Raw genomic sequence first — 20,786 nt, forward strand, 5'->3', positions numbered from 1 at the left:
TCTTTCGTGTTTCCAGTCTAGCAGATCCGATTTCTCGTTCCTGCCACCCGCTGGAGCGGGCTGCCGGGCCGTTCTCCGCTTTCGCGTTTCCCTTTCCGGCGATTCCAACCCTACCAGATCCGTTTTCCGTTCCGTTTCCGGTTCGGATTTCATTTCCGGTGGCCGTTGGGGGCCTTTGCCTTTCGGCTTCCGCTACGTTAACCGATCTTCCGCGATGCTCATAATCGAGTCTCTTCGGAATCCTTTTCGGCAAAGCAAAAGGGACCCCGTCGGGGAGATGATCGTTCAGTAGTGGGTTGGCCGCGCCCGGGGTGCTGACACAGCGTGCCCGGCTCTTACGGCTTCATCGACATTAGTCGGGCCCCTGCCTCGCGTCAAGTCCTCCGCTTGCGCGGTGCGTGCGCGCGGTAGGGGCTGACCGTCGGGTCGCCGTCGATCCAGAAGCGCCACGGGTGGGCGGCCCCCTCCCCGCCGACGCCGGTGCGCGGCCCGCTGCACACCTGATCGGCGGCGACCGGACTGCCGGCCAGTACCGACAGGGGTGAGTCCGGGCCCCCGCAGGCGTCCGTGCCGTCCAGGGTGCGGTCCACGTCCAGGGCGGTGGCGAGGCGGGCCGGGCCCTTGGCCAGCTCCCGGTCGTGCCGGGCCGAGGGGCGGTGGCTGCGGGCGAGCTCCCGGCCGGTGCCGATCTCACCGGCGCGGAGCAGGACTCCGCTCGCGGTTCCCTCGGGGCAGCAGACGAGGTTCAGGCAGTGCCACATGCCGTAGGTGAAGTACACGTACGCGTGACCCGGCGGCCCGAACATCACGGCGTTCCTCTTCGTGCGGCCCCGGTAGGCGTGGGATCCCGGGTCGATCTCCCCGGCGTACGCCTCGACTTCCGTGAGGCGGAGTTCGATGGGGCCGTCGTCCGTCCGGCGCACCAGGGTCCGGCCCAGCAGGTCGCGGGCCACCTCCAGTACGGGGCGGTCGAAGAAGTCCCGGGGCAGCGGCGTACGGTCGGGGCTTTCGATCATGTTGTACGAGCGTACCGGGGTGGCGTGCGGAACCGGCTACCGTCGTCCGCGCGTGACGCGTACGTGACGGAGACCGACAAGGAGTGGGACATGGGCTTCAAGAAGATGCTCGCGAGTCTGGGCGCTGGTGGCGCGAACGTCGAGACGGTGCTGACCGAGGCGAACACCGTGCCCGGCGGCGTCGTCCAGGGCGAGGTGCGGATCGAGGGCGGTTCGGTGCCGCAGGACATCCAGGGCCTGTCCCTCGGGCTGCAGGCGCGGGTCGAGGTCGAGGGCGGCGAGCAGGAGGTGAAGCAGGACATCGAGTTCACGAAGGTGCAGCTCGGCGGGGCGTTCACCGTGCAGGCCGGGGCCGTGCACGTCGTGCCGTTCGGCCTGGAGATCCCCTGGGAGACGCCGGTGACGTGCATCTCCGGGCAGCAGCTGCACGGGATGCACATCGGCGTGACCACCGAACTGGCCATCGCGCGGGCGGTCGACTCCACGGACCTGGACCCCGTCAACGTCCACCCGTTGCCGGCCCAGCAGGCGATCCTCGACGCCTTCGTGCAGCTCGGCTTCCGGTTCAAGAGCGCCGACATGGAGCGCGGGCACATCCGGGGGACGCGGCAGCGGCTGCCCTTCTACCAGGAGATCGAGTTCCTGCCGCCGCAGCAGTACCGGGGGCTGAACCAGGTCGAGCTGACGTTCGTCGCCGACGGGCGCGAGATGGACGTCGTCCTGGAGATGGACAAGAAGGCGGGGCTGTTCAGCGAGGGCAGCGACTCGTTCCGGTCCTTCGTGGTCGGGCTCGACGACTTCCGGTCCACCGACTGGGCCGCGTACCTGAACCAGTGGCTCGCCGACGTCGGTGGGCGCCGCAACTGGCTCTAAGCTCGGTTCCGCGACCGAGGACGCATGCGAATCGGAGGTTCTGACGTGACCCAAGCGAACGTGACCGAGGCGAAGACGGCGCCGCTCCCGCACGACTTCCACCCGCCGGTGCCGTCCTTCACCGTGGTGAGCGACGACGTGGCGCCGGGGGGCGTACTGGCGGACGGGCAGGTGCACGCGAAGGGGAACACCTCGCCGCACCTGCGGTGGGAGGGCTTCCCGGCGGAGACGAAGAGCTTCGCCGTGACGTGCTTCGACCCGGACGCGCCGACCGGCAGCGGCTTCTGGCACTGGGTGCTGTTCGACATCCCGGCGTCGGTGACGGAGCTGCCCGCCGGTGCGGGGAGCCGTGATTTCGCCGGCCTGCCCGAAGGCGCGGTGCACGTCCGCAACGACTACGGGTCGAAGGACTTCGGCGGGGCGGCCCCGCCGCCCGGTGACGGTCCGCACCGGTACGTGTTCACCGTGTACGCCGTCGACACGGAGAAGCTGGGGCCGGACGACGGGGTCTCGCCCGCGGTGGTCGGGTTCAACCTGCGGTTCCACACGCTGGCGCGCGCGCAGCTGATCGGGGAGTACGAGACACCCGCGGAGGGCTGAACGTTCGCTTGCCGTTCGCCCGCTCCTGGCCCGTACGAGGCCGGGGGCGGGCATTTTCTGCTTCCGGATATTGCGTTGTCCCGTCCGGTGCGGCCCCGCCACAGTTGGTCCAGGCGCGTCAGGGGGACGGCCGGCACACGGAGGTGGGCGGACATGCGGGACACACTGGTTCTCAACGCGAGCTTCGAGCCGCTGTCGACGGTGTCGCTGCACCGGGCCGTCGTACTCGTGCTGCAGGGCAAGGCCGTCGTCGAGCACGCCCATCCCGGGCTGAGGGTGCGGGCGGCGGCGGTGGAGCTCCCGGTCCCGCGGGTGATCAGGTTGTGCCGGTACGTCCGGGTTCCGTTCCGAAGACACGCGCCGTGGTCGCGGCGGGGGGTGCTGGCGCGGGACCAGCACAGGTGCGCGTACTGCGGGCGGCGCGCGTCCACCGTGGACCACGTGGTGCCGCGGTCGCAGGGGGGTGCGGACAGCTGGCTGAACACGGTCGCGTCGTGCGCGGCGGACAACCACCGCAAGGCGGACCGGACGCCGGAGGAGGCCGGGATGCCGCTGCTGTTCCAGCCGTTCGTGCCGACTCCGGCGGACGCGATGCTGCTGGCGCTGCGGGCGGGTGAGCGCTCGGAGCTGCCGGAGTGGCTGGCCGAACGGTGGGCGCCGGCTGCGGCCTGACGCGTGGTGGTGGGCGGCGGCCCGTCCCCGGTGGGTACCGGGGGCGGGCCGTTCGTCATCCCCTCATCGGGTGAGGAGTTGGAGGATGGCCGCGCTGCCGATGACGACGATCAGGACGCGCAGCACCTGCGGGGGGAGTCTGCGGCCTATGCGCGCGCCGAGCTGGCCGCCGATGGTGGAACCGACGGCGATGAGGGCGACGGCGGTCCAGTCGAAGTGGGCGGCGAAGACGAAGAAGAGCGCGGCGACGGAGTTGACGACGGCCGCGAGGACGTTCTTCGCGGCGTTGAGGCGCTGGAGGGTGTCGTCGAGCAGGATGCCCATGAGGGAGAGGTAGACGATCCCCTGGGCGGCGGTGAAGTAACCGCCGTAGACGCTGGCGAGGAGCAGTCCGGCGAAGAGGAGGGGACCGCCGCGGTCGCCGGGGGTGGCGGTGCGGCCGTCGCGGTCGCGGCGGCGCTGTACGGCCCGGGTGATGCGGGGCTGCAGGACGACGAGCACGAGGGCCAGGGCGACGAGGACGGGGACGATCGTCTCGAACGCGGTGGGGGGCAGGACCGTCAGGAGGACGGCGCCGCACAGGCCGCCGATGGCGGCGGCGGCGGCCAGGCGCAGGACGCGGGGGCGCTGGCCGGCGAGTTCGGCCCGGTAGCCGATGGCTCCGCTGATGGAACCCGGGATGAGGCCGAGGGCGTTGGAGACGGTGGCGGTCACCGGGGGGAGCCCGGTGGCCAGCAGGACGGGGAAGGTGATGAGCGTCCCCGAGCCGACGATGGTGTTGATGGTGCCGGCGCCGATCCCCGCCGCGAAGACGGCGAGCATTTCCCAGATCGTCACTGTGCCCCCGTGCGGGATCGGTGGTGGATGAACCGATCATGCACGAGGGCGGGGGCGTGAGTCGACAGGGGGTGCCGGTCGGGGTGGGTCGGCCGGTCGCCGTCCGGGACGTGGCCCGGGTCGGCGGTCGGCGGTCCGGGTCGGCCGGTGTCCCGTCGGTCGGGGTCGGCCGGTGTCAGTCGGTCGGGCGGTCGTCCCGGCGGGTGTCCTTGCCGGTGTTGAAGCCGGGGGTGCCGTTGCCGAGGTTGCCGAAGGCGCCGGAGAGGCCCTTGAGGGCGTCACCGATCTCGCTGGGCACGATCCAGAGCTTGTTGGCGTCGCCCTCGGCGATCTTCGGGAGCATCTGGAGGTACTGGTAGGAGAGCAGCTTCTGGTCGGGATCGCCGGCGTGGATGGCCTCGAAGACCGTCCGGACGGCCTGGGCCTCGCCCTCGGCGCGCAGGGCGGCGGCCTTCGCCTCGCCCTCGGCACGGAGGATCGCGGACTGCTTCTCGCCCTCGGCGGTCAGGATCTGCGACTGGCGGATGCCCTCGGCGGTGAGGATCGCGGCGCGCTTGTCGCGGTCGGCTCGCATCTGCTTCTCCATCGAGTCCTGGATGGAGGTGGGCGGTTCGATGGCCTTGAGCTCGACGCGGTTGACGCGGATGCCCCACTTGCCGGTCGCCTCGTCCAGGACGCCGCGGAGGGCGGCGTTGATCTCCTCGCGGGAGGTGAGGGTCCGCTCCAGGTCCATGCCGCCGATGATGTTGCGCAGCGTGGTGACCGTGAGCTGCTCGATCGCCTGGATGTAGCTGGCGACCTCGTAGGTCGCGGCACGGGCGTCGGTCACCTGGTAGTAGATCACCGTGTCGATGTTGACGACGAGGTTGTCCTGGGTGATGACCGGCTGGGGCGGGAAGGGGACGACCTGTTCGCGGAGGTCGATCCGGTTGCGGATGGTGTCGATGAACGGGACGACGATGTTGAGGCCCGCGTTGAGGGTGCGGGTGTAGCGCCCGAAGCGTTCGACGATGGCGGCGCTGGCCTGTGGGATGACCTGGATCGTCTTGATCAGGGCGATGAAGACGAGCACCACCAGGATGATCAGAACGATGATGACGGATGGCATCGTGCTCCCCGTGCCCTCGGCTGCCAATGGATGTCGGTGATCGATCTTCCCAGACTGCGGGCCGTCGCGCCGGGCGTTCCGGTGGTTGAGCGGCTCGTCTCACATGACGAGGGCCGTGGCCCCGTCGATGTCGACCACGTCGACCTGCTCCCCGACATCGAAGACCTGGTCGGGCGCGTAGGAGCGGGCGGACCAGACCTCGCCGGCGAGCTTCACGCGGCCGCCGGCGCCGTCGACCCGTTCGAGCACGGTGGCTTGACGGCCTTTCAAGGCGTCGACACCGGAGGCGTGTTGCGGCCGGTCGTCGCGGTGTCGGGCCGCGATGGGCCGCACCACGGCGACCAGGGCGACGGAGACGGCGACGAAGACGACCACCTGGGCCACCACGCCGAAGCCGAGCCCCGCGGTGACGGCGCCCGCCACCGCACCGACGGAGAACATGCCGAACTCCGGCATCGCGGTGAGGACGAGCGGGATGCCGAGCCCCACCGCCGCGATCAGCCACCACACCCATGCGTCGATGTCCACGTGGTCATGGTAGGCCCGCGCGGGCGCTCGGGGACAGGGCGCGAAGGACCCGGCGCGCGAAGAGCCCTGCCGGGACCGGCCGTTGGGGCGGGGCGGGGCGAACGGGGCCCCGGGGGACGGGCGTCGGGCCGCCGCGCCGCGGCTGGGACGCCTCCGGGCGGGCGTCAGGAGAGCGGCAGGCCCTGGGCGGTGTAGCGGTCGCCGCGGTGCTCGACGACGAGCGGGAGGCCGAAGCAGTGGGAGAGGTTGCGGGAGGTGAGCTCGGTCTCGACGGGTCCCGCGGCGAGCACCTTGCCCTGGCGGATCATCAGGACGTGGGTGAAGCCGGGCGGGATCTCCTCGACGTGGTGCGTCACCATGATCATGGAGGGGGCGAGCGGGTCGCGGGCGAGGCGGCCGAGGCGGCGGACGAGGTCCTCGCGGCCGCCGAGGTCGAGGCCGGCGGCGGGCTCGTCGAGGAGGAGGAGCTCGGGGTCGGTCATGAGCGCGCGGGCGATGAGGGTGCGCTTGCGCTCGCCCTCGGAGAGCGTGCCGAACTTCCGGTCGAGGAAGTCGGACATGCCGAGGCGGTCGAGGAAGGCGCGGGCGCGGTCCTCGTCGACGGTCTCGTAGTCCTCCTGCCAGGTGGCGGTCATGCCGTACGCGGCGGTGAGGACGGTCTCGAGGACGGTCTGGCTCTTGGGGAGCTTGTCGGCCATGGCGATGCCGGCCATGCTGACGCGGGGGCGGAGGTCGAAGACGTCGACCCTGCCGAGCTGCTCGCCGAGGATGTGGGCGGTGCCACGGGTGGGGAAGAGGTAGGTGGAGGCGACGTTAAGGAGGGTGGTCTTGCCCGCGCCGTTCGGTCCGAGGATGGCCCAGCGCTCGCCCTCCTTGACCGACCAGGAGACCTCGTCCACCAGAGCCCGTCCGTCGCGGACCACGGATACGTCCACCAGCTCCAGTACATCGCTCATGAGCGCGTTGTCTCCCCTTGCGGTCGAGTCTTCGTCGTCGTCGCCCGCGCGGTCCGCCGCCGGTGCGGCGGGCACGGGTTCCCAGGGAAAACCTACGCCACTGGTGGAGGCCCCAGTACCTAGGGTGGGGGGCATGCTGTGGGAACCACGTTCAGGACGGTTGGCCGCATGGGGTAACGCCCTGCTGGCCGGTTCGGTGTCGCCGGACGAGGCGGTGGGCGCGATCGTCGGCGACGACGCGCCGCACCGTGTGGAGGGGCTGCCGGGTGAGTCGGCGCCGGTCGGGCTGACGCTGGCACTGGGTCGGCTGCGGTCGCTGGGGGTGACCGGATGGCGGGTGGCGCTGCCCGCGCCGGGGCATCCGCTCGGGCTGAGCGGCCCGCCGGAGTTCAACGCGCGGGCGCTCGACGCCGAGGAGGCGGTCGTCGGGTACGGCGCCGGTTACGGGCTCGTGCCGGAGGTGACGGAGGCGGGTCCTCCAGGGGACGTGCACGTGGAGGTGGTGTGGCACTGCCTGCCGGTGCGCGAGGCGCCGCCGGCGGACGTGCCGTCGCTGGGCGAGGCAGAGCGGGAGCTGGTGGAGGCGCTGCGGGAGGCGACCGTGGTGCTGACGCGGCTGAACGTGGCGGCGTCGGGGCCGGTGGCGGAGGCCGCGCTGGACGCGTACCGGGCGCGGGCGCACGCGGGGGCGGAGCTGCTGGCGCCGGGGTACCCGCCGCGGGCCGTGCGGGTGCTGGAGCTGGCGCGGCGCGTGGCGCTGCTGGTGTCGCTGGCGTACGGGCACGGGCCGGGCGGTGCGGTGAGCGCGTCGGAGATGGCGGCGCGGACGGAGGCCCTGCGGCCGGTGGAGCGGGTGGCCCGGCGGGCGCAGGTGGCCGCGTTCAACGCGTACGTGGAGGAGAGGGAGCGCGGGCGGCCCTGACGCCGGGCGGGTGGTCCCGACCGTCGGCGGGCGGCCCTGACGCCGGGTGGGTGGTCCTGACCGTCGGCGGGCGGCCCTGACGGTACGCGGGGGCGGCTCCGGCAGCGTCGGGGGGGCGTCTCGCGGTGGCGGGCCCTCCTCGGCCGGTCTGCCACGGGCCGCCCCGGTGCGGCGGATGGGTCCGGCCGGTGGCCGGGTGCGCCGCCCCGTGCCGGTACCGGCGCACGGGGCGGGCCCGCGGGCCGGGGCGCCGTACCGGCGTCGGGGTCAGTCCGTGAGGCCGTGGCGCACGGCCCAGAGGGCGGCCTGGGTGCGGTCCGCGAGGTCCAGCTTCATGAGGATGTTCGACACGTGCGTCTTGACCGTCTTCTCGGAGAGGACGAGCGCGCGGGCGATCTCCCGGTTGGAGCGGCCGTCGGCGATCAGACCGAGGACCTCCCGCTCCCGCTCGGTGAGGCTGCCGCTGCGGCCTCCGCCGGAGGCGCCGTTCGCCTCCTCCTGACTGAGCAGTGCGCCGGCCACCTCGGGCTGGAGCAGGACGTGTCCCGCGTGCACCGAGCGGATGGCGCCGGCGAGGGCGTCCGGGTCCACGTCCTTGTAGACGTACCCGGCCGCGCCGGCGCGCAGGGCGGGGACGACCGTGCGCTGCTCGGTGAAGCTGGTGACGATCAGGACCCTGGCCGGGTTGCCGAGCCCGCGCAGCCGGCGCAGGGCCTCGATGCCGTCCGTACCGGGCATCTTCACGTCCATGAGGACGACGTCCGGGCGCAGCTCCTCGGTGCGGGCGACGCCCTCGGCGCCGTCGGCGGCCTCGCCGACGACCTCGATGTCGTCCTGCACCTCCAGGAAGGTGCGCAGTCCGCGCCGGACGACCTGGTGGTCGTCGACGAGGAGGACGCGGATCGCGCGTCCGCGTGCCGCGTCCGCCCCCTCCGTGGGGCGGTCCGTGCCGCCGGCGTCCTGGTCAGCCACCGGGGACCTCCATCTCGATCGTGGTGCCCTCGCCGGGTGCCGAGCGCACGGTGAGTGTGCCGCCGACGCCGCCGGCCCGGTCCCGCATGGAGACCAGCCCGAGGTGGCGTCCGGCGCGGCGGACGACGCGCGGGTCGAATCCGTTGCCGTCGTCGCCGACGGTGAGGCGGGCGCCCTGCCCGTGCCGGGTGAGCCGGACGGCGACCTGCCCGGCCCCGGAGTGGCGCAGGGCGTTGTGCAGGGCCTCCTGGGCGACGCGCAGGAGTGCCTCCTCCTGGGCGGCGGGCAGGGCGCGCAGTCCCCCGCCGTCGAAGGTGACGCGGGCGGTGTGGGCCCGGTCGAGGACCTGCACGTGCGTGCGCAGGGTGTGGACGAGACCGTCCTCGTCGAGGCCGGCCGGGCGCAGCTCGACGACGGCGGCCCGCAGCTCGTCGGCGGCCTCGGCGGCGAGGGCGGCGACCTGCTGGAGCTCTCCCTTGGCGCGGGCCGGGTCGCGGTCGACGAGGCGGGCGGCGGCCTGGGCGGTGAGGCGGAGGGAGAAGAGCTTCTGGCTGACCGCGTCGTGCAGCTCGTGGGCGAGGCGGGAGCGTTCCTCGGCGATGGTGAGCTCGCGGCTGCGCTCGTAGAGCCGGGCGTTGGTCAGGGCTATGGCGGCGTGCTGGGCGAGGATGCCGAGGAGCTCCTCGTCCTGCGCGGTGAAGCCGCAGCCGCCGCCCGGGGCGGGGCAGCGCTTGTTGGCGAGGAAGAGGGCGGCGATCGTCTCGTCCCCGTCGCGCACGGGCAGGCCGAGGAAGTCGGACATCTCCGGGTGGGCGGAGGGCCAGCCCTCGAACCGGGGGTCCTCGCGGACGTCGGCGAGGCGCTGCGGCTCCTCGTCGTGGAGCATCGCGGCGAGGATGCCGTGCTGGCGGGGCAGCGGGCCGATGGCCTTCCACTGGTCGTCGCTGACGCCGTCCACCACGAACTGGGCGAAGCCGCCGTGGTCGTCGGGGACGCCCAGTGCGGCGTACTCCGCGTCGAGCAGGTCGCGGGCGGAGGCCACGATCGTCTTGAGGACGTCACGGACCTCCAGCTGCCTGCTCATCTCCAGGAGCGCCGTGCTCACCGCGGCGAGGCCGGAGCGTGGTCGATCGGTCATGCGTTCACGTTACCCACGGGGGATGACCCTCCGTATCCGCCTGTGGACGGCGGCGCGTAGGGCCACGGGCCTAGGTCCTTGTACCGGGGTGGCCGGAGTCCCGTGTCGGAGGCCGTCCGGAAGTCCGCCGCGGGCGCTGCTCGGGCCCGTTCCCCAGCGCTGCCGCAGGGCTGCTCGCCAGGGCCGCCGGCGCCCTCACCCAGTGCATTGCCCGCGCAACTGGCGGTGAGGTCGCCCCAGGCCCGATGTGAGCCCGCGCATAGGACCCAGGTCACGTACGACTGTGCCTAGTAGCCCGGATAAGGATCGGATCAGTGCTGGTCGGGAGTGTGCGTGGGGTGCGGTCACGCGTCACGCCCCAGCCGCTGATCCACTATCCGGGGTCGTACGTCACACCTTTGCCTAGCGATTTTGCGGCCGCTAAGAATTGCAGCCGTCGCCCGCCGAGCCAGGCGCAACGCCGCCCGGCGTGCGACTTCCGCGATTCGAAGAGGTACGACTGTATGTCCCCGTCCAGCACCCCTGGTCTCAGCCGTCTCAAGAAGAACCAGAAGCTCTCCCTCGCCGGCGTAGCCGTCATCGGCGCCGCAGCCGTCTCCCTCACCCTCGTGCCGGGCAACGCCACGGCCGAGGCCGAGGTCAAGGAGGTGGCCGCCGCTCCGGTCGCCGCCTGGAGCGGCTACCGGACCGCGGAGCTGCAGGCCGGCATCGCCGGTCAGAAGACGGCGTTCGAGCTGAAGGCCGCCGCCGACGCGAAGGCCGAGGCCGCCGCCAAGGCGAAGGCGGCCGCCGCGGCCAAGGCGAAGGCCGAGGCCCAGGCGAAGGCCGAGGCCCAGGCGAAGGCCAAGGCGGTCGCCGCCGCGAAGGCCAAGGCGAAGGCCCAGGCCGAGGCGGAGAGGCGCGCCGCCGTGAAGGCCGCCGCGAGCCGCGCCGCCGCCCGTACGCCGGTGTTCGCCGACAACCTCGACGGCTGGATCCGCGAGGCGCTCCACATCATGAAGAAGCACGACATCCCGGGTACCTACGAGGGCATCCACCGCAACATCATCCGTGAGTCCAGCGGCAACCCGAGCGCGATCAACAACTGGGACATCAACGCCAAGAACGGCGTCCCCTCGATCGGTCTGCTCCAGGTCATCAAGCCGACGTTCGACGCGTACCACGTCCCCGGCACCAAGAAGAGCCAGTGGGACCCGGTCGCCAACATCGTCGCCGCCTGCAACTACGCGGCCGACCGCTACGGCTCGATGGACAACGTCAACAGCGCCTACTGAGCCGCGCCGGACAGCGGAACGAAAGGGCGGCACCCCGTGCGGGGTGCCGCCCTTCACGCGCGCGGGGCGCCGGTCACTTGCGCATGACCTCGGGCTCGTGGCGCCGCAGCAGCCGCGCCACCACGAAGCCGAGGGCCACGGCCATGGCGAGCAGGACCGCGAGGTTCATGCCCCACTGGCCGGCGGTGTGGTCCCACAGCGGGTCGAGGTTGGTCGGGTCCTTGTGGTCCCACGGCGGCATCAGGTGCGCCAGGTCGAGCGTCGCACCGGCGCCGGCGATGGCCCAGCGGGACGGCATGAGCCAGGCGAACTGCTCCAGGCCGGGCGAGCCGTACACCTGGAACAGGATGCCGGTGAAGACGACCTGGACGATCGCGAACATGACCAGCAGCGGCATGGTCTTCTCGGCGGTCTTCACGAGCGACGAGATGACCAGGCCGACCATCATCGAGGTCAGGCCGAGCGCGATCACGACGACGCAGAGCTCGACGGCCGGCGGCATGATCAGGCCCTCGGCGGGAAGCTCGCGCGGGATGAAGCCGATCGCACAGATGATCACGCCCTGGAAGGCCGTGATGAGGCCCAGGACGATGACCTTGGACATCAGGTACGCCGAGCGGGACAGGCCGGTGGCGCGTTCCCGTTCGTAGATGACCCGTTCCTTGATCAGTTCTCGGACGGAGTTCGCGGCGCCCGAGAAGCACATGCCGACCGCGAGGATCAGCATGATCGTGCCCGCGTCGCCGTTGAACCGGGACGGCGGGGTGGGCGGGGCGAGGCCGAAGTCGGCGGGGATGACGACGGAGACCGCGCCGAGCACCGCCGGGAGGATCACCATCAGGCCCAGGAAGCCCTTGTCGGAGGCGATCACCGAGACGTACCGGCGGATCAGGGTCCACAGCTGGGCGCCCCAGCTCTGCGGCTTGGGCGGTCTGGCCGCGGACTGCACCGGCATCTGGACCGGCTGCGCGGCGACGGCGTCGATGTCCGCCGCGTACAGCTGGTAGTGCTGGGAGCCCTTCCAGCGGCCGGCCCAGTCGTAGTCGCGGTAGTTCTCGAACGCGGAGAAGACGTCCGCCCACGTCTCGTACCCGAAGAAGTTCAGCGCCTCCTCGGGGGGCCCGAAGTAGGCCACCGAGCCGCCGGGCGCCATCACCAGCAGCTTGTCGCACAGGCCGAGCTCGGCGACCGAGTGGGTGACGACGAGGACCGTGCGGCCGTCGTCGGCCAGGCCGCGCAGCAGCTGCATGACGTCGCGGTCCATGCCCGGGTCGAGGCCGGAGGTCGGCTCGTCCAGGAAGATCAGGGACGGCTTGGTCAGCAGCTCCAGGGCGACGGAGACGCGCTTGCGCTGGCCACCGGAGAGGGAGGTGACCTTCTTCTCCTTGTGGATGTCGAGCTTGAGCTCGCGCAGCACCTCGTCGATGCGGGCCTCGCGCTCGGCCGTCGCCGTGTCGCCGGGGAAGCGGAGCTTCGCGGCGTAGCGCAGGGCCTTCTGGACGGTCAGCTCCTTGTGGAGGATGTCGTCCTGCGGGACCAGGCCGATGCGCTGGCGCAGCTCGGCGAACTGCTTGTAGAGGCTGCGGTTGTCGTACAGGACGTCGCCCTGGTCGGCGGGGCGGTAGCCGGTCAGCGCCTTGAGGAGCGTCGACTTGCCGGAGCCCGACGGGCCGATGACGCCGATCAGCGACTTCTCCGGGACGCCGAACGAGACGTCCTTCAGGATCTGCTTGCCGCCGTCGACGGTGACCGTGAGGTGGCGGGCCGAGAAGGAGACCTCGCCGGTGTCGACGAACTCCTCGAGGCGGTCGCCGACGATCCGGAACGTCGAGTGACCGACACCCACGATGTCGTTCGGGCCGATGAGGACGGTGCCCGACTTGGTCATCGGCTGACCGTTGACGTACGTGCCGTTGTGCGAGCCGAGGTCGCGCAGCTCGAAGCGGCCGTCGGGGTGCGCGGTGAACTCGGCGTGGTGGCGCGAGACCTGGAGGTCGGAGACGACTAGTTCGTTCTCGAGCGCACGGCCGATGCGCATGACCCGGCCGAGGGCCAGCTGGTGGAACGTGGTGGGGCTGCGGTCCCCGTGCCCGGGGGTCGCGGGCCCCTGGTGGGCGGGCGCCGGCGCCTGGTGGGCGACGGGAGCCTGGTGGGCGGGCGCCTTGTGGACGGCGGGTCCCTGCTGGTGCGGGATCTGCTGCTGGGGCTGCTGCTGCCAGCCGCCCTGCTGCGGCTGCTGGTGCTGGTGCTGCGCTACCGGCGGCTGCTGGTGCTGCGCTACCGGCGGCTGCTGGTGCTGCTGCGGGGCCTGCTGACCCGGCCACGCCTGCTGCGGGGCCTGCGGCGCCTGGGCGTTGTACGCGCCGTCGGGCGCCGCCGCGGCGGACGCGGCCGCACCGGCGAAATCGAGCCGGGGGCCGTCGGTGGCGTTGCCCAGGTGCACGGTGGCACCCGGACCGATTTCCATCTGGTGGATCCGCTGCCCCTGCACGTAGGTGCCGTTCGTGGAGCCGTGGTCCTCGATGACCCAACTGCGGCCACCCCAGCTCACCGTGGCGTGCCGCCACGAGACCCTGGCGTCGTCGATCACCACGTCACCCTGCGGGTCCCGCCCGAGGGTGTACGACCTGGACGGATCGAGGGTCCAGGTCCTTCCGTTCAGTTCCAGTACGAGTTCCGGCACTCCATGCCCCACGTAGTTTTCCCCCGAGGTACCCCCGTCGCTGGGAGTCTAGGGAGGGCGAACATCGAGGGGGAACTATTTCAGGCCCGGTCCCCGATCCGAAAGTCGGGCAGTGTGAAGACCGTGCACGGGGCCGTGACGGCCACGCCGGCGCGTCCGGTCATGAGCGGAGAAACCCTCCTGGATGGCCACACACCCGCCTACACGCCCCTGATGACCCGACAACGGGACAAGCCGCCGCACAGGAGGGGCTCCTGACGGGGAAGGACCGCACGCGGGGCCCGGAAGGGCCGGTTCCAGCCATCGGGAGGGGCCGGTGTGATCCTGGACTCCCCCGGCCGGCCGGCGGGGGCCCGTGAGGCGCAGGCCCGGGGAGGGCGGGGCGGCCGAGGACCGGGGCGGCGGTGCCCGGGGGCGCGCACGGGATGTCCGCAGGGCGGGACGGGGGCGGCTCGGGCGGGGCGGGGCCGATACGGTGGAAGGACCATGAGCGCATCACAGACCCCTGACGTCCCCACCCTTCTCGTCAAGATCTTCGGGAAGGACCGCCCCGGGATCACCGCCGGGCTGTTCGACACCCTCGCCGCGTTCGCCGTCGACGTCGTCGACATCGAGCAGGTCGTCACCCGTGGCCGCATCGTCCTGTGCGCCCTCGTCACCGAGCCGACCGTGAGCACGGAGGGCGAGCTGCGGGCCACCGTGCACAGCTGGGCGGAGTCGCTGAAGCTCCAGGCGGAGATCATCTCCGGGACCGGGGACAACCGGCCGCGCGGCCACGGCCGCTCCCACGTGACCGTGCTCGGCAACCCGCTGACCGCCGAGAACACGGCGGCCATAGCGGCCGCCATCACCCGTACCGGCGGCAACATCGACCGGGTGTTCCGGCTGGCCAAGTACCCGGTGACCGCGGTGGAGTTCGCCGTGTCGGGCGTGCAGACGGAGCCGCTGCGGACGGTGCTCGCCACCGAGGCGCACTCGCTCGGCGTGGACGTGGCCGTGGTGTCGGCGGGCCTGCACCGGCGGGCGCAGCGGCTGGTGGTCATGGACGTCGACTCCACGCTCATCCAGGACGAGGTCATCGAGCTGTTCGCCGCCCACGCGGGGTGCGAGGACCAGGTCGCGGAGATCACCGCCGCGGCGATGCGCGGTGAGCTGGACTTCGAGCAGTCGCTGCACGCGCGCGTGGCGCTGCTGGAGGGGCTGGACGAGTCGGTCGTCGACAAGGTGCGGGCCGAGGTGCGGCTGACGCCGGGGGCGCGGACCCTGATCCGCACGCTGAAGCGGCTCGGCTACCAGGTGGGTGTGGTGTCGGGTGGGTTCACGCAGGTCACGGACGACCTGAAGGTGCGGCTCGGGCTCGACTTCGCCTCCGCCAACACGCTGGAGATCGTCGACGGCCGGTTGACCGGCCGGGTCACCGGGGAGATCGTGGACCGGGCGGGCAAGGCGCGGCTGCTGCGCCGGTTCGCCGCGGAGGCGGGCGTCCCCCTGGCCCAGACCGTGGCGGTCGGTGACGGGGCGAACGACCTGGACATGCTGAACGCGGCCGGTCTGGGAGTGGCCTTCAACGCCAAGCCCGTGGTGCGCGAGGCGGCCGACACGGCGGTGAACGTACCGTTCCTGGACACCGTCCTGTACCTGCTGGGCGTCACCCGGGAAGAGGTCGAGGCGGCCGACGCCCACGTGGACTGAGCCTCTCCGGCGGCCCTCCCTCCGCCCCCGTGGCGTCCCCGTCCGGCGGCCCCCGCCGGACGGGGACGGCACGGCGACGGGGCTTCGGGCGGCGGCCCCGCACGAGGACGGCGGCGGCCCGGACACCCGCGGGGGTGTCGGGGCCGCCGCCGTCCTCGTGCGCGTGGGGCGCCAGGCGTGGGGCGTCAGGCGTGGGGGGTCAGGCGTGGGGGGCCCAGAAGGCGGCCAGCCTGCCGACGCCGTGCTCGACGCTCTTCCACGAGCCGTCGAAGGTGAGGACGGCCACCGCCGAGGTGGGGAAGCCGCTGCGGTTCATCCGGGCGAGGAGATCGCCCTCCGCCTCGCCCGCGAGCGCGTCGGCGAGGGCGTGGACGCCGGGGTTGTGGCCGACGAGCAGGAGGTCGCGCACGTCGTCGTCGGTCTCGTTGAGCAGCGCGATGAGCTCCCCGAGGGACGCCTCGTAGATCCGCTCGTCGTAGACGGTCCTGGGCCGCCGGGGCAGCTCGTGGACGACCAGCTTCCACGTCTCGCGGGTGCGCACGGCGGTCGAGCAGAGGGTCAGGTCGGGGACGAGCCCGGCCCCCGCGAGCCAGCGCCCGGCCACGGGGGCGTCCTTGCGGCCGCGGTCGGCGAGCGGACGCTCGTGGTCGGACTCCTGGGCCCACTCGGCCTTGGCGTGCCGGAGCAACACGATCCTGCGGGATGTATCGACGCTCATGTCCCCCAGCTTCGCACGAAACGGCCCGCCGGGCGCTGGGTGTTGACCGGCTCCGACCTGCACGGGTGAGACGGCCCGACTGCACGGGTGACACACCGGGCGGGCCGCCCGGCGCCGCCGGTGGACGCCTCGGCCGATCGACGGCCCGACGGCTCAGCGGCTCAGCGGCTCAGCGGCTCAGCGGCTCAGGGTGTGCTGGATCCGTTCGAGGATCCGGCCGACCGCGGGCTCGCCGCCGGACGCGTGGGCCTGCCCCGGGCCGGTGACGAGGAGCAGCAGCGCGGTGAAGGCGGCGACGGGCAGGGCGACGGCCCACCAGGGCAGCCGCGCGTCGGCGCCGCCGGTGCCGGGGGTGCGGGTGGGCGTACGGGCCGACATGGCCGCCTCCGTCGTCGTCGCGGGGTCCGTGAGGGACGTGGTGGTGCGTGATGCGTGGTGCGGTGCGCACCACGCTACGGACCGCGCGGCGGGGAGCCCATCAGGTGATCCACCCACCGGACCCTGACGGCTGCCCCTAGGGGACGGGGGGGGCGGACCCCGGGGGGAGGGTGGGGCGTGCCCCACCCTCCGTCCGTCAGGGTGAGGCGATCGACGCGATCACGCCGATGACCACACCGATGGCGAGCATCGCGCCGAAGACGGCGAGGAGCTTCTTCTGGCCGTTCTGGGGGTTCGGATCGAGCACAGGCATGGTGCCAGTCTCGCACCTCATGCCTCGTCCTCGATCGTCCGGTCCCGCCCGGCGAGGATCCCCGCGGCCATCTGCGGCACGATCAGGGCCGCCATCAGGGCCAGCGGCGCGGTCCAGCCGCCGCTGTGCTGGTACAGCGCGCCGACCAGGATCGGGCCGGGGACGGAGATGAGGTAGCCGACGCACTGGGCGAAGGCGGAGAGCCGGACGACGCCGGTGCCGGTGCGCGCGCGCATGCCGATCATGGTGAGGGCGAGCGGGAAGGCGCAGTTCGAGACGCCGAGGAGGACCGCCCAGAGCCACGCGCCGGCGACGGGGGCGGTGAGCAGTCCTGCGTACCCGGCGAGGCCGGAGAGGCCGAGGACGACGACGATCGGGCCCTGGTGGCGCATCCGGCCGGCCACGCGGGGGATGACGAAGGCCAGCGGGACGCCCATGACCATGGTCACGGCGAGCAGGACGCCGGCCGTGCCGGCGGGGACTCCGGCGTCGCGGAAGATCTGCGGCAGCCAGCCCATGGTGATGTACGCGCCGGTGGCCTGGAGGCCGAAGAAGCAGGCGAGGGCCCACGCCGTGCGGCTGCGGGCGACACGGGGCCCGGTGGCGTCCGGGGCGTCCCCGGTGGGTGCGTCCGCCGTCGCGGGCGCCGCAGCGGCCTTCGCGGCGGTACGGGCGGCGGCGCGGCGGTCGCGGGCGATGGCCGTCCAGGGCAGTACGGCGAGGACGGCGAGGATCGCCCAGACGCCGAGGCCGGTGCGCCAGCTGCCGCCGAGGGCCTGGGTGAGCGGCACGGTGACGGCGGCCGCGAGGGAGGTGCCGAGGGCGAGGGCCATGGAGTACAGCCCCGTCATCGTGCCGACGCGGTCGGGGAAGTACCGCTTGACGATGACCGGCATCAGGACGTTGCTCAGGGCGATGCCGACGAGGGCGAGGGCGCTCGCCGCGAGGAAGCCGGCGGTGCCGCCCGCGAAGGGCCGGACGAGCATGCCGGCGGCGATGGCGACCATTCCGGCGCAGACGACGGCCGCGCCGCCGAAGCGGCGGGCGAGGCGCGGGGCGGCCAGGCCGAAGACGGCGAAGCAGAGGGGCGGTACGGAGGTGAGCACGCCGGCGACGCTGCCGCTCATGTGGAGGCCCGTGCGGACCTCCTCCAGGAGGGCGCCCAGGCTGGTGATGGCCGGGCGGAGGTTGAGGGCGGCCAGGACGAGTCCGACGACCAGCAGCCGGGCGAGCCAGGCCCCGCCGGTGGGGGCGGGGGCGGGGGGCGCCGGCGGGGCGGCCTCCGGGCGGATCGCGGTGGGCACGGCGCTGCGGGTCGGGGGGTACGGCTCGTCGGGCATACGACCATCATAGAATCATGGGATGATTGGTTGTCCAATCCTCAACCGCATTGGCACCGTCCCGAACGCCCCGCACAAGACGAGGAACACACCATGGCGCTCAGCTCGCCCCGGCGGTCCGCCCTCTCCGACCAGGTGATCGCGCAGCTGCGCAACCAGATCACGTCGGGCGAGTGGCCGGTCGGCTCGCGCATCCCCACCGAGCCGGAGCTCGTGGAGCAGCTGGGCGTGGCCCGCAACACCGTCCGCGAGGCGGTGCGGGCCCTGGCGCACAACGGTCTGCTGGACATCCGCCAGGGCTCGGGCACGTACGTCGTCGCGACCAGCGAACTGGCCGGGGTGATGCACCGGAGGTTCGCGGACGCCGATCCGCGGCACGTCGCCGAGGTGCGCTCCACGCTGGAGTCGTCGGCCGCCCGGCTGGCCGCCGTGCGCCGCACGGAGCGCGACCTCCAGCAGCTGGACGCGCTGCTCGCGCGGCGGGAGGAGGCTTGGGAGTCGGGGGACGCCGAGCGGTTCGTGGCGGCGGACGCGACCTTCCACCTCGCGGTGGTCGCGGCCTCGCACAACGAGGTGCTGGGCGAGCTCTACGCCGACCTCGGGCACCTGCTGCGGGCCTGGCTCCGCGACGACGTGGGCGGGGAGCTGCGCCCCGAGCACCACATGGACCACGCGCGGCTGGTGGAGGCGATCCGCGCGGGTGACGCGGAGACGGCCGGGGCGGAGGCCGCCGGCTACCCGTTCACGTGCCGGGGCCCCGGTCCGGAACGGTCGCGCGACTGATCCACGCGGACCGGACCTCCTTCCAGCATCGCTCGGTCACCTCGACGTAGGCGGTGGGCGGCACCGCGACGGAGGCGCTGTCGGCGTCCAGGTCCCACCAGCGGACGCACTCGACGTGCAGCCGGACGTGGTCGGTGCGGGGATGGGGGTTGTGGCAGTACGCGGTGACGCGGGAGCCCTCGACCGCCGTGCGGCACGTCGCGCCGTCCGGCTCTTCGGGGTCGCCGTCCGCCGCGGCGGCGGAGCCCGCCAGCAGGGCGGTGACCAGGATCGAGGCGGCGGCCAGGGCCGCCGTCCGGTGGTGTCTCGTCAGCACAGCCACACCTCCTCCCCGTACGCCGGGCGGCGGGGCCGCCCGGCTCGACCAGTCTGCCGCAGGTACGACGGGGCCGCGCGCCGATCGGGTGACGGTCACGCGGCCTCATCGAGAAGACGCCTGCTCAGGCGGGGGGTGTACGGAGCGTCAGGCACCCATGATGTGGACGCCGCCGTCGACGTGCACGATCTCGCCGGTGGTCTTCGGGAAGAAGTCCGACAGCAGGGCGACGACACCGCGGCCGGCCGGCTCCGGGTCGCTCATGTCCCACGCCAGCGGGGAACGCTCGTCCCACACCTTCGCGAGGTCGCCGAAGCCCGGGATCGACTTGGCGGCCATCGATCCCAGCGGGCCGGCCGAGATGAGGTTGCAGCGGACGTTCCGCTCGCCGAGGTCACGGGCCAGGTAGCGGCTGGTGGCCTCCAGGGCGGCCTTGGCCGGGCCCATCCAGTCGTACTGCGGCCAGGCGAACTGCGCGTCGAAGGTGAGGCCGACCACCGAGCCGCCGTCCTCCATCAGCGGGAGGCAGGCCATCGTCAGGGACTTCAGCGAGAAGGCCGAGACGTGCATCGCCGTGGAGACCGACTCGAACGGCGTGTGGAGGAAGTTGCCGCCGAGGGCGTCCTGCGGGGCGAAGCCGATGGAGTGGACGACGCCGTCGAGGCCGCCGAGCTCCTCGCGCACGACGCCCTCGAGCCGGGCCAGGTGCTCGTCGTTCGTGACGTCGAGCTCGATGACCTTGACCGGCTTCGGGAGCTTCTTGGCGATGCGCTCGGTCAGGGTGGGCCGCGGGAACGCGGTCAGGATGACCTCGGCGCCCTGCTCCTGGGCCACCTTCGCGGTGTGGAACGCGATGGAGGACTCCATCAGCACACCGGTGATGAGGACGCGCTTGCCGTCGAGAATTCCGCTCATGTGACTCAGTGACCCATGCCCAATCCGCCGTCAACGGGGATGACGGCTCCAGTGATGTACGAGGCGTCGTCGGACGCCAGGAAGCGGACCGCCGCCGCGATCTCCTCCGGCTGCGCGTAGCGGCCCAGCGGCACCTGGCCGACGATGCCCGCCCGCTGCTCGTCGGTGAGGACCTTGGTCATGTCGGTGTCGACGAAACCGGGCGCGACGACGTTGAAGGTGATGTTGCGGGAGCCGAGTTCCCGGGCGAGCGACCGGGCGAAGCCGACCAGGCCGGCCTTGGAGGCGGCGTAGTTGGCCTGGCCCGCCGAGCCGAGCAGGCCGACGACGGACGAGATGAGCACGACCCGGCCCTTCTTGGCGCGCAGCATGCCGCGGTTGGCCCGCTTCACGACGCGGAAGGTGCCCGTGAGGTTGGTGTCGAGGACCGCGGTGAAGTCGTCCTCCGACATGCGCATCAGAAGCTGGTCGCGGGTGACGCCGGCGTTGGCGACGAGCACCTCCACCGGACCGTGCTTCTCCTCGATCTCCTTGTAGGCGGTCTCCACCTGCTCGGAGTCGGTGATGTCGCAACGCACCCCCAGGCAGCCCAGCTCCACGAGCTCGGCGGGCGGCTCGCCGGACCGGTAGGTGAACGCGACCTTGTCGCCGGCGTCGGCGAAAGCGCGGGCGATGGCGAGGCCGATGCCCCGGTTGCCTCCGGTGACGAGAACCGAGCGGCTCATCGGATCACCCTTTCGATAGCGGTCTGG

At 72.5% G+C, this 20,786-nt stretch carries 22 protein-coding genes; 7 read left to right on the plus strand and 15 right to left on the minus strand.

What is annotated here, in order from left to right; all coding sequences use genetic code 11:
• Positions 1-374: 374 nt before the first annotated feature.
• Entirely contained in the window at positions 375-1,016 is a 642-nt protein-coding gene (locus tag ACF053_RS16320) for a DNA-3-methyladenine glycosylase (protein WP_391954522.1), read from the minus strand.
• Positions 1,017-1,106: 90 nt separating this feature from the next.
• Here ACF053_RS16320 and ACF053_RS16325 point away from each other — a divergent pair, with 90 nt between their 5' ends.
• The 3 genes from ACF053_RS16325 (at position 1,107) to ACF053_RS16335 (ending at position 3,161) form a co-directional block, all read left to right on the plus strand.
• Complete coding sequence (locus tag ACF053_RS16325; protein ID WP_391954824.1) at positions 1,107-1,889, plus strand: sporulation protein; 783 nt, start codon at positions 1,107-1,109, stop codon at positions 1,887-1,889.
• Positions 1,890-1,949: 60 nt separating this feature from the next.
• Positions 1,950-2,489 carry a YbhB/YbcL family Raf kinase inhibitor-like protein gene (locus ACF053_RS16330; RefSeq protein ID WP_391954825.1) on the plus strand — a complete coding sequence of 180 codons (540 nt, stop codon included), beginning with the start codon at positions 1,950-1,952 and terminating at the stop codon, positions 2,487-2,489.
• A 153-nt stretch (positions 2,490-2,642) separates the two neighbouring features.
• Positions 2,643-3,161 (plus strand): HNH endonuclease, encoded by a 519-nt coding sequence (locus tag ACF053_RS16335; protein WP_391954523.1) that lies wholly within the window; start codon positions 2,643-2,645, stop codon positions 3,159-3,161.
• 63 nt (positions 3,162-3,224) lie between these two features.
• On the opposite strand, the gene ACF053_RS16340 is transcribed toward ACF053_RS16335, so the two are convergent.
• The 4 genes from ACF053_RS16340 to ACF053_RS16355 form a co-directional block, all read right to left on the minus strand.
• Positions 3,225-3,998, minus strand: coding sequence for a sulfite exporter TauE/SafE family protein (locus ACF053_RS16340; protein WP_391954524.1), 774 nt, complete (start codon positions 3,996-3,998; stop codon positions 3,225-3,227).
• A gap of 175 nt (positions 3,999-4,173) precedes the next feature.
• Positions 4,174-5,106 (minus strand): SPFH domain-containing protein, encoded by a 933-nt coding sequence (locus ACF053_RS16345; RefSeq protein WP_391954525.1) that lies wholly within the window; start codon positions 5,104-5,106, stop codon positions 4,174-4,176.
• 99 nt (positions 5,107-5,205) lie between these two features.
• Positions 5,206-5,634, minus strand: coding sequence for an NfeD family protein (locus ACF053_RS16350; protein WP_391954526.1), 429 nt, complete (start codon positions 5,632-5,634; stop codon positions 5,206-5,208).
• A 164-nt stretch (positions 5,635-5,798) separates the two neighbouring features.
• Positions 5,799-6,590: an ABC transporter ATP-binding protein gene (locus ACF053_RS16355; RefSeq protein WP_391954527.1), complete on the minus strand. Its 792-nt coding sequence runs from the start codon at positions 6,588-6,590 to the stop codon at positions 5,799-5,801.
• A gap of 133 nt (positions 6,591-6,723) precedes the next feature.
• Between ACF053_RS16355 and ACF053_RS16360 the strand changes: the two genes are divergently transcribed.
• Positions 6,724-7,512 (plus strand): hypothetical protein, encoded by a 789-nt coding sequence (locus tag ACF053_RS16360; RefSeq protein WP_391954528.1) that lies wholly within the window; start codon positions 6,724-6,726, stop codon positions 7,510-7,512.
• A 267-nt stretch (positions 7,513-7,779) separates the two neighbouring features.
• On the opposite strand, the gene ACF053_RS16365 is transcribed toward ACF053_RS16360, so the two are convergent.
• Positions 7,780-8,484, minus strand: a complete 705-nt coding sequence (locus ACF053_RS16365; protein ID WP_391954529.1) for a response regulator — start codon at positions 8,482-8,484, stop codon at positions 7,780-7,782.
• Positions 8,477-9,622, minus strand: a complete 1,146-nt coding sequence (locus ACF053_RS16370; protein WP_391954530.1) for a GAF domain-containing sensor histidine kinase — start codon at positions 9,620-9,622, stop codon at positions 8,477-8,479. Before ACF053_RS16370 ends, ACF053_RS16365 begins: the two co-directional genes overlap by 8 nt.
• Positions 9,623-10,125: 503 nt before the next feature.
• Between ACF053_RS16370 and ACF053_RS16375 the strand changes: the two genes are divergently transcribed.
• Complete coding sequence (locus ACF053_RS16375; protein ID WP_391954531.1) at positions 10,126-10,896, plus strand: transglycosylase SLT domain-containing protein; 771 nt, start codon at positions 10,126-10,128, stop codon at positions 10,894-10,896.
• Between the two features lie 73 nt (positions 10,897-10,969).
• On the opposite strand, the gene ACF053_RS16380 is transcribed toward ACF053_RS16375, so the two are convergent.
• Positions 10,970-13,579, minus strand: a complete 2,610-nt coding sequence (locus ACF053_RS16380; protein ID WP_391954532.1) for an ABC transporter ATP-binding protein/permease — start codon at positions 13,577-13,579, stop codon at positions 10,970-10,972.
• Positions 13,580-14,065: 486 nt separating this feature from the next.
• Between ACF053_RS16380 and serB the strand changes: the two genes are divergently transcribed.
• Positions 14,066-15,271 carry a phosphoserine phosphatase SerB gene (gene serB, locus ACF053_RS16385; RefSeq protein WP_391954533.1) on the plus strand — a complete coding sequence of 402 codons (1,206 nt, stop codon included), beginning with the start codon at positions 14,066-14,068 and terminating at the stop codon, positions 15,269-15,271.
• Between the two features lie 199 nt (positions 15,272-15,470).
• Here serB and ACF053_RS16390 read toward each other — a convergent pair whose 3' ends face one another.
• The 4 genes from ACF053_RS16390 to ACF053_RS16405 all read right to left on the minus strand — a co-directional run bounded on the left by ACF053_RS16390 (position 15,471) and on the right by ACF053_RS16405 (position 18,020).
• On the minus strand, positions 15,471-15,989 hold the full coding sequence (locus tag ACF053_RS16390; protein WP_391954534.1) for a SixA phosphatase family protein: 519 nt from the start codon (positions 15,987-15,989) through the stop codon (positions 15,471-15,473).
• Between the two features lie 177 nt (positions 15,990-16,166).
• Positions 16,167-16,367: a hypothetical protein gene (locus ACF053_RS16395; protein ID WP_391954535.1), complete on the minus strand. Its 201-nt coding sequence runs from the start codon at positions 16,365-16,367 to the stop codon at positions 16,167-16,169.
• A gap of 196 nt (positions 16,368-16,563) precedes the next feature.
• Positions 16,564-16,680: an SGM_5486 family transporter-associated protein gene (locus ACF053_RS16400; RefSeq protein WP_257375343.1), complete on the minus strand. Its 117-nt coding sequence runs from the start codon at positions 16,678-16,680 to the stop codon at positions 16,564-16,566.
• Between the two features lie 17 nt (positions 16,681-16,697).
• Positions 16,698-18,020, minus strand: a complete 1,323-nt coding sequence (locus ACF053_RS16405) for a CynX/NimT family MFS transporter (RefSeq protein WP_391954536.1) — start codon at positions 18,018-18,020, stop codon at positions 16,698-16,700.
• Positions 18,021-18,113: 93 nt separating this feature from the next.
• Here ACF053_RS16405 and ACF053_RS16410 point away from each other — a divergent pair, with 93 nt between their 5' ends.
• Positions 18,114-18,803, plus strand: a complete 690-nt coding sequence (locus ACF053_RS16410) for a FadR/GntR family transcriptional regulator (protein ID WP_058943546.1) — start codon at positions 18,114-18,116, stop codon at positions 18,801-18,803.
• Here ACF053_RS16410 and ACF053_RS16415 read toward each other — a convergent pair.
• The 3 genes from ACF053_RS16415 to fabG form a co-directional block, all read right to left on the minus strand.
• Complete coding sequence (locus ACF053_RS16415; protein ID WP_391954537.1) at positions 18,763-19,119, minus strand: hypothetical protein; 357 nt, start codon at positions 19,117-19,119, stop codon at positions 18,763-18,765. The genes ACF053_RS16410 and ACF053_RS16415 overlap by 41 nt on opposite strands.
• A 147-nt stretch (positions 19,120-19,266) precedes the next feature.
• Positions 19,267-20,034, minus strand: coding sequence for an enoyl-ACP reductase FabI (gene fabI, locus ACF053_RS16420; protein WP_391954538.1), 768 nt, complete (start codon positions 20,032-20,034; stop codon positions 19,267-19,269).
• 5 nt (positions 20,035-20,039) lie between these two features.
• On the minus strand, positions 20,040-20,759 hold the full coding sequence (gene fabG, locus ACF053_RS16425) for a 3-oxoacyl-[acyl-carrier-protein] reductase (protein ID WP_058943549.1): 720 nt from the start codon (positions 20,757-20,759) through the stop codon (positions 20,040-20,042).
• Positions 20,760-20,786: the final 27 nt, after the last annotated feature.

This window comes from Streptomyces kanasensis (assembly GCF_043077165.1).
Taxonomy (GTDB): domain Bacteria; phylum Actinomycetota; class Actinomycetes; order Streptomycetales; family Streptomycetaceae; genus Streptomyces; species Streptomyces changanensis.

Bases quoted from the DNA above. Each gene is read 5' to 3' on its own strand.
- ACF053_RS16320 (WP_391954522.1), bottom strand. From the start codon at position 1,016: ATGATCGAAAGCCCCGACCGTACGCCGCTGCCCCGGGACTTCTTCGAC.
- ACF053_RS16325 (WP_391954824.1), top strand. From the start codon at position 1,107: ATGGGCTTCAAGAAGATGCTCGCGAGTCTGGGCGCTGGTGGCGCGAAC.
- ACF053_RS16335 (WP_391954523.1), top strand. From the start codon at position 2,643: ATGCGGGACACACTGGTTCTCAACGCGAGCTTCGAGCCGCTGTCGACG.
- ACF053_RS16345 (WP_391954525.1), bottom strand. From the start codon at position 5,106: ATGCCATCCGTCATCATCGTTCTGATCATCCTGGTGGTGCTCGTCTTC.
- ACF053_RS16355 (WP_391954527.1), bottom strand. From the start codon at position 6,590: ATGAGCGATGTACTGGAGCTGGTGGACGTATCCGTGGTCCGCGACGGA.
- ACF053_RS16360 (WP_391954528.1), top strand. From the start codon at position 6,724: ATGCTGTGGGAACCACGTTCAGGACGGTTGGCCGCATGGGGTAACGCC.
- ACF053_RS16370 (WP_391954530.1), bottom strand. From the start codon at position 9,622: ATGACCGATCGACCACGCTCCGGCCTCGCCGCGGTGAGCACGGCGCTC.
- ACF053_RS16375 (WP_391954531.1), top strand. From the start codon at position 10,126: ATGTCCCCGTCCAGCACCCCTGGTCTCAGCCGTCTCAAGAAGAACCAG.
- serB (WP_391954533.1), top strand. From the start codon at position 14,066: ATGAGCGCATCACAGACCCCTGACGTCCCCACCCTTCTCGTCAAGATC.
- ACF053_RS16390 (WP_391954534.1), bottom strand. From the start codon at position 15,989: ATGAGCGTCGATACATCCCGCAGGATCGTGTTGCTCCGGCACGCCAAG.
- ACF053_RS16395 (WP_391954535.1), bottom strand. From the start codon at position 16,367: ATGTCGGCCCGTACGCCCACCCGCACCCCCGGCACCGGCGGCGCCGAC.
- ACF053_RS16400 (WP_257375343.1), bottom strand. From the start codon at position 16,680: ATGCCTGTGCTCGATCCGAACCCCCAGAACGGCCAGAAGAAGCTCCTC.
- ACF053_RS16405 (WP_391954536.1), bottom strand. From the start codon at position 18,020: ATGCCCGACGAGCCGTACCCCCCGACCCGCAGCGCCGTGCCCACCGCG.
- ACF053_RS16410 (WP_058943546.1), top strand. From the start codon at position 18,114: ATGGCGCTCAGCTCGCCCCGGCGGTCCGCCCTCTCCGACCAGGTGATC.
- fabI (WP_391954538.1), bottom strand. From the start codon at position 20,034: ATGAGCGGAATTCTCGACGGCAAGCGCGTCCTCATCACCGGTGTGCTG.
- fabG (WP_058943549.1), bottom strand. From the start codon at position 20,759: ATGAGCCGCTCGGTTCTCGTCACCGGAGGCAACCGGGGCATCGGCCTC.